Source organism: Calothrix anomala FACHB-343 (assembly GCF_014696435.1).
Classification (GTDB): Bacteria; Cyanobacteriota; Cyanobacteriia; order Cyanobacteriales; family Nostocaceae; genus Aulosira; species Aulosira anomala_A.
Genome location: NZ_JACJQG010000038.1, coordinates 50,447 through 64,686, shown reverse-complemented (window position 1 = coordinate 64,686; position 14,240 = coordinate 50,447). Strand labels below are relative to the sequence as shown.

10 protein-coding genes are annotated in these 14,240 nt (G+C 40.8%); all 10 read left to right on the top strand.

Going from position 1 to position 14,240, the window contains the following annotated elements:
- Window positions 1-16: 16 nt before the first annotated feature.
- The 10 genes from H6G08_RS21200 (at window position 17) to H6G08_RS21155 (ending at window position 14,227) form a co-directional block, all read left to right on the top strand.
- On the top strand, window positions 17-2,047 hold the full coding sequence (locus H6G08_RS21200; RefSeq protein WP_190546481.1) for an HsdM family class I SAM-dependent methyltransferase: 2,031 nt from the start codon (window positions 17-19) through the stop codon (window positions 2,045-2,047).
- A gap of 1 nt (window position 2,048) precedes the next feature.
- Window positions 2,049-3,578, top strand: a complete 1,530-nt coding sequence (locus H6G08_RS21195) for a restriction endonuclease subunit S domain-containing protein (RefSeq protein WP_190546479.1) — start codon at window positions 2,049-2,051, stop codon at window positions 3,576-3,578.
- Between the two features lie 59 nt (window positions 3,579-3,637).
- Window positions 3,638-3,865 (top strand): hypothetical protein, encoded by a 228-nt coding sequence (locus H6G08_RS21190; protein WP_190546477.1) that lies wholly within the window; start codon window positions 3,638-3,640, stop codon window positions 3,863-3,865.
- Window positions 3,859-4,287: a type II toxin-antitoxin system VapC family toxin gene (locus H6G08_RS21185; protein WP_190546475.1), complete on the top strand. Its 429-nt coding sequence runs from the start codon at window positions 3,859-3,861 to the stop codon at window positions 4,285-4,287. The genes H6G08_RS21190 and H6G08_RS21185 overlap by 7 nt, the downstream gene beginning before the upstream one ends.
- Window positions 4,288-4,296: 9 nt before the next feature.
- Window positions 4,297-5,520, top strand: coding sequence for a hypothetical protein (locus H6G08_RS21180; protein WP_190546473.1), 1,224 nt, complete (start codon window positions 4,297-4,299; stop codon window positions 5,518-5,520).
- Entirely contained in the window at window positions 5,517-6,575 is a 1,059-nt protein-coding gene (locus tag H6G08_RS21175; protein ID WP_190546471.1) for a hypothetical protein, read from the top strand. The genes H6G08_RS21180 and H6G08_RS21175 overlap by 4 nt, the downstream gene beginning before the upstream one ends.
- Window positions 6,576-6,577: 2 nt before the next feature.
- Window positions 6,578-7,846 carry an STAS-like domain-containing protein gene (locus tag H6G08_RS21170; RefSeq protein ID WP_190546469.1) on the top strand — a complete coding sequence of 423 codons (1,269 nt, stop codon included), beginning with the start codon at window positions 6,578-6,580 and terminating at the stop codon, window positions 7,844-7,846.
- Between the two features lie 71 nt (window positions 7,847-7,917).
- Window positions 7,918-12,246 carry a hypothetical protein gene (locus H6G08_RS21165; protein ID WP_190546467.1) on the top strand — a complete coding sequence of 1,443 codons (4,329 nt, stop codon included), beginning with the start codon at window positions 7,918-7,920 and terminating at the stop codon, window positions 12,244-12,246.
- Window positions 12,243-13,067 carry a hypothetical protein gene (locus H6G08_RS21160; RefSeq protein WP_190546465.1) on the top strand — a complete coding sequence of 275 codons (825 nt, stop codon included), beginning with the start codon at window positions 12,243-12,245 and terminating at the stop codon, window positions 13,065-13,067. The genes H6G08_RS21165 and H6G08_RS21160 overlap by 4 nt, the downstream gene beginning before the upstream one ends.
- Window positions 13,064-14,227: a hypothetical protein gene (locus H6G08_RS21155; protein ID WP_190546463.1), complete on the top strand. Its 1,164-nt coding sequence runs from the start codon at window positions 13,064-13,066 to the stop codon at window positions 14,225-14,227. Before H6G08_RS21160 ends, H6G08_RS21155 begins: the two co-directional genes overlap by 4 nt.
- Window positions 14,228-14,240: the final 13 nt, after the last annotated feature.

The following is a 14,240-nucleotide window of genomic DNA, read 5'->3' as shown; positions in this document are numbered from 1 at the left end:
TAAAAAAATCAGGGATATGGCAAAGACAAAAACGGAAGGAAAACAAGAATCTTCAGGTGTGCAAGAGATATTAGCGACTCTGTGCCAACAATATAAATCTGCTGGTTTTGACAAGTTAATCACGCTGACAAGTTCGGCGGATGAGGAAGCCGCAGCTATTGTTTGGGGACAGTATCAGGGGGTGGAAACACCGCGTATTTTCCTATTAGCATTAGCACCGGGAAACTGGGATAAAGCAAATGCAGAATACGTTCAACAAAAATCCTATACCTTACCACCTGCTGATACTAAGGAAGACGAGTTTCCCCAGTTTGCTGTGGTTAGTGATGGGGAACATAAAACATGCTTTGAATTAAGCTTTCCGGCTTACGAAATTGACCGTCTCCCGACACTCAAAGAAATTAACGAATATAAACGCATCAAGGCTGACCCGACTTATCGGTGGTCAATGAAGATGTATGACCGTTTAATGCGGGGGTTTGATGAGTTTCATGAACAGGTTTATCAAAATGTTCGGGATAACATTTCTAGTTCTAATGACATTATCCGGGAAGTTACAAAAATCCTGTTTTTAGAATCTTTCCGCTTGCATCATGAAGGTTCTAATTTAGAATTTCAGCACGACAACCAAACGCTGAATTTAAATCAAATTTTTAACGTTGCTTACATTAAAAAACAGGGTAAAAAAGCAGTAGCACAAATTCAGGCGGCATTTGACCACTTTAAATCTCACGCTGACTATGTGGTGACAGATGATAATGGCGAGTCTCACGCAATTTTTGATGAACAAACTCACCTGCGACTAGGACAACCCCGCAACTATGAAACCTTACTAGATTTAATTCAAAATTTGGGGGCTGTTACTAATAATTATGATCAGGTGGTGAAAACCCAAGGTACATTAGCAGATATTGCGGCGGATGTGCTGGGGCGGTTGTTAGATGTATTTCTGCGGGCTAAGTTTAAACCGGAAGGGATGGGAGTATATTTGACTCCTGCACCTGTAAAACAGGCGATGTTGGCTATTGCTTTTCACGATATTAAAGAAGAAACGCCGGAACTTTTAACAGCGCGGGATGAAGAGGGGAAGCCACTTTTTCGCTTTTGTGACCCTGCTTGTGGAAGTTACGGGTTTGGTGCAGTGGCGATGGGCTATTTAGAACGGGCGTTACTAGAAATATTGGGTAAGGAAACTTCTGAAGATGTGCGTCGTGACAAGCTGTTTCAGGATATGTGCCAGTACAGTTTTATTGGTGCGGATAATTCCCAAGATATGGTGACGTTGGCGCGGGTAAATATGGCGTTGTTGGGTGCGCCAAAAGCAAAAATTTTTCGTACCTATGACTCGTTAATTACTGCCCAATTTAAACCCTGTAGCTATGACTTGATTTGTACTAACCCGCCTTTTGGTACGCCGAAGTTTAGCAAGGGTCAGGAAAAGGCTAAAAAAAGTTATGAGGAAGCGAGAGAAAAGATTTTACAACTGTTTCGCTCTGATTTAGTAGAGAATCCCAAGAAAGCGGGAACTTATACTTATGAGCCTTCTGTGTCTGGGTTGGCGATGGGTGGAAAGCCGGATAGTAAGGGTTTATGGAAGCCTGTATCTGCGAGTATTGACCCAGCAGTTTTATTTATTGACCGTTGTTTACAAATGCTGAAACCGGGAGGAAGGTTATTAATCGTATTACCTGATGGGGTGCTTTGTAACTCTGGGGACAAATATGTGCGTGAGTACATTATGGGTACAAAAGATGAGGCGACGGGTCAATTTCATGGTGGGAAGGCGATAGTTAAGGCGGTAATTAGTTTGCCATCGGATACGTTTAAGTTGTCGGGAACTGGTGCGAAAACGAGTATTTTATATTTACAAAAACGTCAAGCAAGGGAACAAGATCCACAGCGTTTTCAGGATGTACCACAGCCGGATGTGTTTATGGCGGTGGCAGATACTTTGGGGTATTTGGTTAAGAATAATGTGGAAGATTACAGTACTGGTGTAACAAATGATTTGGCGGCTATTGTTGGGGCTTATGTGAGGGGTGAATAGAATGCACAAAAATCGAGTAAAAGCCCGTCGCTTAGTAACTGAACGACTTGATCCAGAATACTATCATCCTCAATACCTTAGCGATGAGGATCGTTTAGAGGAATTTGGATCAGAATATCTTGGTAAAGCAGGACGTTTTTTTGTAGGACCTTTTGGCTCAAAGCTTCCTAGTTCACTGTATTTGGATAAAGGAATAATACCACTTTTCCGAATCAGTAATATTGGGGCTATGCAAGTTGACTTTAGCGGTATGGCTTATCTTCATCCGTCTGTTCATGCAGAATTAAAAGCTTCAGAAGTTCTACCAGGTGATTTACTAATTGTAAAAGCTAGTGTAGGAGAAAAAATTTGTAAAATACCTGAAAATATACCAAAAGCTAATATTACTCAACACATCATTGCTTTACGACCTAACGGCAAATTTGATATTGATTTTATCGCTGCTTTTTTATTTTCAGGATATGGAAGGCGGCAGCTTGTAAGACGCTCTCTTGGAAGTATTATTCAGTATTTAGGAGTAAGTGATACTAAGACTGTCCTGTTACCTAAAGTTGATAAACAAGCTGAAACCTACATAGGGGATAAGGTGAGGTTGGCGGAGAGGTTGAGAGAGCGATCGCAGAAAATAGAAACAGAAGTTAAACAGTTTTTCTCAATTCCTTATTGGAATGAGGAAAAAGTTGGAATGTATCGTTCATATAGAACAAAATCAGAAATCATTCATCCCGAAAGATTGGATACAGCTTTTTATGATCCTGCCCACATAAATCTTAAAGAAGTATTGTATAGAAATAGAGCTATACCTCTTTCTAAATTAGCTAATCAAGTTAAAAAGACATGGAATAAAAGTTCTCATATTTTTTACTACCTTGAGATTGGAGAAATTAATTTAAGTAATGGTTCAATTGCGCCAAAAATATTATTTACAAAAGAGGCTCCTTCTCGTGCAAAATTATTAGTTAAACCTTGGGATGTATTAGTATCAACTGTTCGCCCAAACCGCAAAAATATTGCCTTAGTGCCAGATGTAGATTTAGATTTTCCCATAGTTGCTTCTACTGGCTTTTCTGTACTAAGGTTCAAATCAAAAGCCGAAACAGTTTTTTATCACTGTTGGCTTCGTTCTGATGCTGCTACACAGCAGCTAATGCGATGGAACGCAGGCGGTTCTTATCCAGCAATTGATGATGATATTGCAATTTCTACATTAGTTCCCCAATATCCAGACGAGATAGTTGAGGAACAAGGTAAACGGTGGTTAATCAAGTTCATAGGAGAAGATTTGTCAATATGTCTCACCACCGCCGCTAAACTCCTAGTCGAAGCCCTCATTGAAGGCAAACTTACCGAAGACGAACTCAAAATAGCCCAAGAAGCACTACAAAAAGGCGACAGAGAACCAGACAAAGCCATCCTCTCACGCCTCACCCGCAAAGGCTACGACATCAAAGACGAACCACCCTTATTTCCCGACTTAGACCTTATCTATCAAACAATTGACCAATTATACGCTGATGAACAAGGCGAATAAATTTTAAATTCAAAACAGAGAATCACAGAAAAATCACCCATTCCCTATCCCCCAAATCTATGAAATGCACAATCAACCTACCTGATACCCTAGCCCAACAACTAGAGCAATACTTAAAAGATAATCCCAACCAAACCTTAGATAGCCTCATTCAAGAAGCACTAGAAGAAAAACTGACTAACAAAAACTTGTCTAAACTGCTTAACTTAGCCGGAATTGTCAGCGAATCTCCCACAAATGCCAGCAATAACCCTGAAGACTCGATAGATATCATTAATCCATGCTAACGCCCCTTTCCCAACTTGTAATTGATGCTGGCCCCTTAATCGCCCTGTTATACGCCAAAGACCCCCAACACGCAGAATGCACAAGCGGTTTTGAACAACTGACTCAAGCAAATGTCAGAGTTTATATTCCCATTCCTATTTTGTTTGAAGTGTATAAATGGTTGCTACACACAACCAACCCCACGACAGCCCAAGCCAGTCTTAACATCATGGTAGAAAGCTTACACCTCATCCCCATTAACGAAGTAGACTTACTCGAAATCTGCTCCTTACTAACCACTATTCCCAATTGGCAAGGAAGCTTAGAAGATGCAACGGTGATTTGGGCTGCGCGTAAACGTAAATGTCCTGTATGGACAATTAATTATCGAGACTTTGGCAGCTTTAGCGACCTTGAGTTTTGGAATCCCAACCCCATCTAACTTGAGAACATGAATGTTTCCACTTCTACCATCCGCGCCCTAGAAGAATTTCTGACAACAGGCGAAGCCCCCACTACAGACATTAGCCCCTTGAAAACAGGTGAAACTCTGGGACTGTGGACAACATCCGCCAATACTAACCGCGCTGTCGCTACCCCCACTACTGTTAAATTATTGCAAACCTTACCCAGCCTCTCGGAAACAGTCGCCGCACTCCTCAGTTGCGAACCAGAAATCCGCCAAGCCTGGGGTAAAATTATCGCCGCCCGACTGCAAGAACTAGGTACAAGACGGGATACTCAAGGACTTTGCGAAGCTATCACCACCTTGGGACAAGCTGCTGAAACATTACTGAAATTATTGCCCCAAGCAGCCCTCACCGCTACCAAATACTCCGAAATAGAACGCATCATTTTTGAAGTCCCAGCCGAACAAGCCCAAGCTACACCAAAATTGCTGCGCGTCTTCGGTGCTACCGCCTCCTTAGTAGAAGGAAAACAGGGAACACCTGCAAATTCTCTCCCAGATATCAACCCCCTCAACCCTGGGATTAATTGGGTGCGGGGACGGTTGCTGCGTTTACCCACTGCGGAAAGCCCTAAATTACTCACTCAAAATTCCTCGGTGCTATTTGGTGAATGCGGAGAATTAACCCCTGCGGAAATCAAAACCGAAGACACCCCAGACCAAGCTATCATGCGCTGGGTACTTTACCGCCCTTGGTTGTTTCTTTTAGCACAGATTGTTTTTACACAAGAAGCCTGGGCAGCAGAACGCATCTCTGGCAAATTATCTCTAGAACTTGAATCAAGCCAACTTTCCCAATTTTACGAACCTACCCAAGTGCTAGTAGTCATTACTACGCCGCTTGGGGAAGAGGTGATTTGCGGTAGCCTTGCTGAACTACTACTGCTGGTCTTAAATCAGCTAGGAGTTGACATAATTACACCCAACTTATCCACAACAGAACTTGATAACCAACTTGCACCCTTGATTAAAAACTTATTGCATCAGAAAGTTTGGCGTTTCCAAACTGGTACAAGTAGACAACGTTCTGGTTACGTCATTCACCCGGAGTTTTCTGATAGCTGCTATCGCGTCTTAGGCAGTAAATCTTTTATTCGCCTGAGTAATCATATCACCTCTGCGATTCGCAATACCTGCGATCGCTGGGTGAAAGAAAAACTTGCTACTACTGGCAATACTGCGCTGTTGGAGGTTATTAGCACATGAGCCAGAAAATGTCAATCCTACTTGTGCCTCCCTCCTTCTGGTCAGAACCCCGCGACCCAGAAGCTTGGTTACGGGCATTAGCTATTCTGGCAAAGTCAGAAACAACCACATTCTCCGGTTACTGGTCAACCTGGGAACAACATCTTACCAATACAATTTCCCGCCGCAGCACTCCCGGTCTTTTTGGGTTGGACAGGACAAATAAACCCACCAAAATCCTTGGTGTGGGCTTTTTAGAACAAATCCCCGACAGTAAAAACTGGAAATTATCTGAACAAGCCGAATTACTCCTCAACCTCTGGCGCGACAACGACACCCAAAAAACCCTCGAAGCCCTAGCCGTTCATTTATTGCAATGGAGTGTTTGGTTACGTGTTCTACTGCTGCACCTGACTTTAGGCGATTGGCGACTGATTCATTGGCACAAACCCATTCAGGTAAATTCTACATCCTCAAATTGGACAAAAGATATAGAAAACGCCAGCCTTGGTGCTTGGCTGACTTCAGCTTCTAGCCCTCTGCTACAAAACAACCAAAGTAAAAATACTAAAATTAAAAGCAATAATAGCTACAACATAAATCTTAAATTTACAGAAAATAAATTATCTCTAACATCATTAAAAGCACCGTTATATCTACTTGATAGCATGGGTTGGCTGCGAAATGGGCAATTAATTTTACCGTCATATTTAGCACAACAACCAGAAATAGCTATTTTATCGCCATTCGCTAATTCTCCCAGCACTCAACTTCAGTCTGCTACCAGCACCTACGCCGATATTCGCGGATTTTCGCCCGTTGAACCTGTTATGCGATCGCTGGCTGAAAAAACTGCGATCGCCTCAGTTTTAGAAACTGGCAGTAGCTTTGAAAAATGGATGGATGAATTGCTGGGTGCAGCTTTGACAAAAGGCGCAATTGAACTACACGCCGCCGAACCAGGGCAAGCAAGACATGGCAGAGGACTATTTGGCGACAGACAACGCAAATTAGTTAACTGGAGTATTCACCCAGAATTTGACACTTTATTTCAAGTTTTTAAACCTATTAATTAACTATGTATAAATCAGAAGAATTTATCATTAATCTTCCTTATAGTTTGGCATTTACTTATCATGGGACATATGACTTTAATAGAGTTTTATCTATATTTGACTGGAAGTTAAAAAATCAAGATGTTTTAATAGACTTTAGCCAGTGTTTAAGAGCTAATTATCAAGCTTTGTCATTATTTGTACTTTATGTTTGGCACTTAAGAACTAATGGATGTAAGGTGAAATTTTATTATGACAATGTAGATAAATGGCAGAGTAAAGGCGCATCAAAAATGTGGCGGATGATGGGTGCGAATGGTTTATTTTATGTTTTTGAATCACCTGAAGATAATTTTATTAGTCACAATTCTAAGCCTCTTTTCGCCATTAGGAATAGCTTAGATTTTAGAACAGCTTTAGAAAAAGCTGAAAGCTATACTCATGGATTTGATGTTGAGTATGAAAAAACTCTACGTTATGTTCTCTCAGAATTACTATACAATACTTTAGAACATGGACACAACCCCGACATTCCATCAATAATACAGTTTTCTTGGTATAGAGAAAAAGATGAAATATCTTTTATTATAGCTGACCTTGGAATTGGTATTAAAAAACATCTCCGGCAAGTTTATCCGGAAATTGATGATAATGTATCAGCTATTAAAAAAGCTTTGAAGCCTCAAGTTTCCGGTACTTTTTTTAAAAACAACCCATATCAAGCTAAAAATAATGCTGGTATTGGCTTATATATTTCAAGTAATATTATTCGTAAACTTCATGCCGATATGCACATTGTTTCTGGTGATGGAGTTGTACATATTTCACCAACTGATGTAACGGGAAGAAAAATAGAATCATACTGGCCAGGTACATTAGTCTACGTCACTATTAAACTAGGTATTTCGCAGGATATCAATCTACAAAGGATGATGTCTGAGTTTCGTTCAGCAGCCACGCAAGAGCTTTCCGAAGCTTCTAATATCGAAGCCAAGACAAATTTTTATATCAATGTACGTAATTATTTTGGTAAATATGCTGAGGATAAGATGACAGCAATTCGTATTAGAGATGAAAAACTTATGCCTGCAATTGCTGAGGGAAAGTCTTTAACAATAGACTTTGATGATATTATTTCTGCCCCTCATAGCTTTTTGAATGCTTTATTAGCTACTCCGATTCGTCAATATGGTATGGCAGCATATAAAAAAATAAAGATAATCAATGCTGCACCTGAGATTAGAGAAACCATTGATTTTATTATGGATGAAAATACTAATATTGGAGAATAAAAATAATAAATTAAACATAAAAAATACTGGCTTAACTAATTACAAAATCTATTGGTAATGAATTGAAAAGTATGGATAATTCAGAATTATTAAATAATAATCAAACAATTGCATCCTATCACTGGGCTGCTACTGGTATTTCTTCCTATCCTTTAACTCATCCCATTGTTGGACAAGGAGATTTCTTCTATAAATTCCAGCATTTTATCCATCTCATAGATCAAGAAGATGAACGCTTCGCTCATGTTTTTGCCATTATCGCCCAATGGGGTGTAGGTAAATCTCGTCTCGCCTATGAACTCATCAGCCAAATTAACGATACTTCCCCTGGTTGGGTAGTACGCGACCCAGCAGGGTCTTTAATTAATGCCAAACTTTTTAATGATGACGCAGACCGCGAACAATACCTTGGTCTTTACATCCGCTATAGCCAAATTGCTAATGAATATCATAACGTTGACAACTGGTTTGGCTATGGTTTGTATAAAGCCCTTTTACCCTTAGCTAAAAGTACATTTGATAATTCAATTCAAGCCAGTATTGCGAAGGAAGCCTACGACCGCTTAATTGTGAAAGGTTTTGAGGAAAGTAAACTAGCAGCAGCACTGGAAGTTGATAAAAATTACTCTGATGAAACTTTGTATGAAGACCCGTATTTAGTAACAAATCTCTGCCAAGCTGCTTACGATTACTTAAGCCAATTTGGAATCAAATATATATTAATTGCCCTTGATGAACTAGAAACTGCTGCCGAAGCTGCTACCTACGGCTTAGAAGATGAAGATATTAAGCACTTAGACGGACGGGCGATTAAACTGATGGGGAAAGCCATTAAAGAAGAAGACCCCCGGCGTAAATTACCTTGGTTGCGATACGTAGCTTTATGTTCTCCAGCTATTGGCGATGAACTGCGAGAGATTCAATCCACAGCACGAAGGTTTGAAATAGTAGAACTTTCACAGAATGCTTTTGCTGATGTTAGCGATTTTGTAGACTTACTGAAACAACGAGGACGTTTAAGCGAAACTTATCCTGACGGCTTAGTTGAAGCTGCTTACGCTATGAGTGGAGGTAACTTTGGCTGGTTTAATGTGATCATGGCTAACGTAGATCAAATTCTACGCGATCGCCGCCTTCGGATTAACGCAGGACAAAACAAACCTACTTCCCACAATCAAGCAGATCCGCCAACAGTTGCGGAACTTTTTGATGATGCGGTGACAAAATCTAACCGCATTAGCCAATACATCCTAGACCATAACGCTATTAATGAACTGAAAATCGATAAAGCTTATTTACCAGCAGCCCAAAAGTTACTCTACGGGCAATTACCAATACCTTTGACACAATGGCTACCAGAAGAACTGAATGCTCTGTTAACAGGCGTGAATGAGTATGATGAAGCGATCGCTTTGCGCTATCGTCGGGTAGATTGGGATGAAGTCGATTGCACTAAAGCTCTAAGAGAAGGCAAGTTTACTCGCGATCTCAGCACTTGGAAATTAAACGGTGTAGATCAGCCCCTCGACCTGAAACAACTATTAGCTAACCTCAGCACCTACGCTATTCACGAAAGCCGCAATAGCCAGAATAACCAGGGTAAATACAATCTTTTAATTCCTCTACGAAGAAATGATTTTGTTCAATTAGTCAGCTTACTCTATCCCCATGCTGCGGCTGAAGATGCCGCACGGGCGTTGTGGCGAAATCTCATAGGTGAACAAGACTTAGAAGAATCCCAAGCAACACATATCGGCCCCAGTATTGCTATGTTAGGACGGCTGAATTTGCGTTATCGCAAACAGAGCCGCAACTCTCTGATTTTTCGAGATCCAGACTTTAATAATGCTCACGAAAAAGCAATAAAGCAGCTTGAGCCGCAATCTCGCTCTGACAAAGCTATCCAAATTCTTACAGGAGCGATGCGTCTTTTAGATGAGAACTGGAACTACAACCCCGTTAGCTCAGGGCTAAAATATGTTGTAGCAATTACTACTCCTAGCGGAAAAAATGGAGGGCTGATGAGTTGTGATGCACTCAAGCTGCATCCTCAAGGTAGACTGATTTTGGCTTGGGTAAACAATGAAGAAGAACTAGAGCTACTGTGTAGCCAAGCAGCAACACAGTTTATTCAGGAAGGGCGAACCCCTATTTTAGCTTTTACATCTTCCCGTGCTTTGGTTGATCTTTTTGCTAAACCCTCAACAGATGTTCTCAAAAATGCCCACCAATACCTGTTACTTTATCAGCTATCAGATAGCGAAGAATTTGTACTGCATCAAATCGGAATCTCTACTTCAGCTTTTCTGGGGTTCAAAATAGATATTCAAGGTTTTACCACAGCATTTTATAACCGGATTTTATCTTTATCTCGCCCTTTAATGCAAGAAGTTCACAAATGGCGGAGAAAACTACATGAACAAGGTGCGATCGCTTTTCCGCTTCGTCCTAGCGGTAAATTAAAAGATGACGAGAAAGAATTATTATTTAAGGCTTGGCGTTATTTACTGATAGAACAAAATTCACCTCAAGTAATACGCTTAGACCGCAGCAGTGGCATAGATTTAGAAAAATTAGTAGCTGTTTTGAGCAAATTGGGAATTACTCCTAAAGCCCAAAAACAAGGCTATGAACCAAAAGAGCGTGCTTGGCTATTTGATGGGTTAGATGATGCAGCTATTGCAGTATTTCCACCTTTTATGAAAAAAATTATTGGCCGTCTATTACAGGAAAAAAACTGGGTTTGGACTTTAGAAGTAGCAGAAAAAGAATGGTTTTGGGGTTATATATGGGAAGGTGCAAAACCCAAAGATATTTTCATTGATTGGATGGCTTTAGCCTGTGAGCTAGAGGTTGCCAAAATTGACCCAGATGTTACAGGCGGTAAAGATAAAAAATATAGCCTGAAAACTCATAGTGAGTTAGGCAATCTCATTAACGAAGCTGAAAACTGGTTACAGAATGACTACCCAAAAATAGTTCAAGATATGGAACTAGTTTTTGGTGAAGGAAAAGTACGTGATTTTTTTGCGCCTTTAAACAGTTCCTATATAGGTTCAAAAACTAGACAGGCTAAAGCAAAAATCGCAGAAGCTAAAAAGTCTTTATCGGCATTAGAAGCAGATGAAATCAATCAATACTCTCATGCTACTGATTTTGAAAATCAACAAAACATTCTGATTACAGCAGCAAAGCATCGTCTATCATTACTGCAAAATATTAGTTCTGTTTATTTGCGGGATGAGTACGAAAGCCTGCAATCGGATTACAACATTAAAACCCTCAATTTTGAGGATGATTCAAAACCCTTATGGGAACGCATTCGCCGCGCTGAAATTTTCGCCAAACAAGTACAGGATGTTGCAGAAATAATTTGCGATCGCATTGATTTACTCAAAGAAGAAATGAAGGTAGAAGTTCAAGAAATAACTTACTTTCCTACATCTTTGTTTACTCTAACTTTAGAAAAAATTCGTGGTATTTTAAATGGAGCATTGCACTCTAGCCCTCCCCAAGGCAGTACAGGTCGCCAACAGTTAACGGAAGTAGATACCCTTGGCCAGTATCTCAAAGATTTAAAAGTTGCTGAAGCTACTGAAAAGTTATCACAGCTAGGACGAGAAGTAGGTATTGACCTCAGCATTCAAAAATTAACTCCTTTAGGAGAAATAGACGGGTCAATTGTGAGCGGATTCCGTCGCACTAAACAAGCCTATGAACAAATCAAAAGCAGATTTGATGATGTCAAAAATAGGCTGCAAAAATTGCAAACTGCACTAGATAATGTGCCTGGAAATTTCGATTACCCTCAGAATTTACCACCAATTAGCAAATTATCAAATCAACCTAGTTTGGTTGAAGACGCTTTGCTCGACATCCAAGAAGAAAAAGCCGAACGTCTTCGGAATGACTCCATCTATGATAAACCAGCAAAACTGGGTAACTTCAAACCGTTAATGGATGTAGCCGTTGAACTTCCAAAAGAAGCAAAAAACAGATTAGATGTTCTCTTAGGCGACATTACCACTTTAGAGAACGCAATTACACGTTATTACAAGCAACTCTTAAATGACACCAGCCTGCAATCCACAGAACAGAGTGTGAATGCTTTACTACAAATACAAGGGAAACCTTTGTTTAATCCATTAACTCTGGCAGAGTTAGAAGCAACAGGAAGTTTAAAGGATGCGATCGCACTCAAAGAACAACACCGTGAAAAATTCTTACAAACAGCAGCAGAAATCCTTGATACTACAGGCATTTACTTTGAACGATGGCAACACATTATTACCGCCATTAACTCAGGAAGTGACCCCCAATTAACAGCAGATGAAGCAGATAAGCTGGTTAATCAAGGCTTCCTCGTTCGCACCTATCGGCTAGGAGGAAAAACATTATGAATACCAGCATCTGGTTAGTCGGGACTCTAGCAACCCATCGCCGCCAGCGCATTTTACAAAATGTGATTGCTGCTCAACTTGTTGAAAATCAACTACCATCTTTTGGTTTGTGCCTAATGTTTGGCATTGATTTTCAAGAAGCTGCTGAATCACAAGAAAAAGACTGGTACAACTGGTCACAGGAACCAGGAAGAACATTATTGTTAATTCCTCCCTTTGAAACCAAAAAATCTTCTATTCCCTGTAACTGGGAAATAAGGCGGCGTTCCGGTGTCAAACCACAACAAGATTCACCGCTAGTTAAAGCGCTAGCTCCAGAAGTAGATTATGAGCTGCAAGGACAATTACAAATTGCCAGTGAAATTGGTGGTGCTTGGGAAGACATGAGCATCAATACTGCTTACTATCGCAAGCATCCCCACTCTGGAATTTTTGCTATCACCTGTCTACCAATATGGTCTTTAGCCGTTCTTGACAAAGAACAAGAATTGCAAAAATGGCTAGAGACATTACACAGTTTGGCTGGTCAACCGGTTGAGAACCAAGCTGTAGACCAAACTTCATTTCAACTAAAAGAAGAACACGTTATAGTCATGCTTCACTTAGTCTCACAAAAATTTGTTGATGCAGCAACAGCACTAACGGCATTACAAAGTTCAACTATTTTTTCTCTAGATAGAAACACAGCCCAAACCTGTTTAGGCGATTTGCAATCTCAGGGGTTGGTGAAGGGAGTTCAGTTAACAGAAAGCGGCATAGATGTAATTCGTCAAAGTCCCTATTTAGCTTATGCAGAAGAACTGGAGGCATTAGCCAGATGACACTAACATTTAACACACAGGGGCGATCGCTGGTACAAACTCTGGCTATTCAATCACAGATTAACCTGCCAGGAACCGTTGGTCGCATATTAAAGCAAATTAGAGATATTGAACGTGTCGCCCCCCTATTCTTCCAAGCAGGCTTAGTACGTTCAGTTGACCGCCCTAATCCCTTAAATGTTCGCGTAGCTGGAATATCTACTAAAGCCACAACTACAAAAACCATCGGGGGTTTTCTATATGCTGCGGCTGCGGTTCGTGTCGATTTAGCTGTTGATGACAATGTAATATCCACAGTTGGTCAGGATAGCACTTGCGAACTAGATGATATCAACTATGAAAATCAGTCAAAACGGTTGCAGCTTATTGGTGTGCGTCAGGCTTACGAGATGGCAGACCGGGCAATGCGATCGGAAAATCCCTATGACCTGATTTTGCTCGATTGTCCTCTGGTGCTAGACCGGAGCATGGTTCCGCTACGAGAAGCAGAAAGTTACGCAAGTTATCGCGCTGCTTTTGATAGTGCAATTCAGGCAATTTCTAATTTCTGGTCAAAGCACCGCGAAAAACTTCAGCCTTGGAATCCTAATGGTACTGCTGTTGTGGGTTTAGCATCAGAGCGTTACGGTGCCATAGTTCATATTGCCCAACAAGACTTACGCACAGCCGAGGGACGCAAACACATACTGAATAATGAGGGAGTTGATGTAAATCTAACTCATCAAATTATCGGATCAGAAGACGCGATCGCAGGCATTGGTGAAAGACGTTTTATTTACGGCATTCTCAACAGTTACACGCGCACCGCAGCTTTCCGTATGAGTGTACAAACACCTCGCATGGAACCCAGCGATGTCACTTCATTAGGAGTGCTTGGTTATCATTTCAAAGCGGCACAAACAAATACTCCGCAATTACTCCAGTTAATTGGGGATGAACCTCACTGGAACCAAAAAAACTTAGACAGAATTTGTTCTCAAATCATGGCACTCACACTAACTGGTGGGTCACAAGCCGCACCTTTACCAATCCAGTTGGCAGAACGAGAACAAAACGCTTTAGATAATTTCCTCGAATATTACAGCCAAAGCCTACAAGTAGAAATTAAACGGCGTGAAGTTGAGGATTTATGGCTATCAGATTTAGATGATTTTGTTTAATTATCTGCACAAA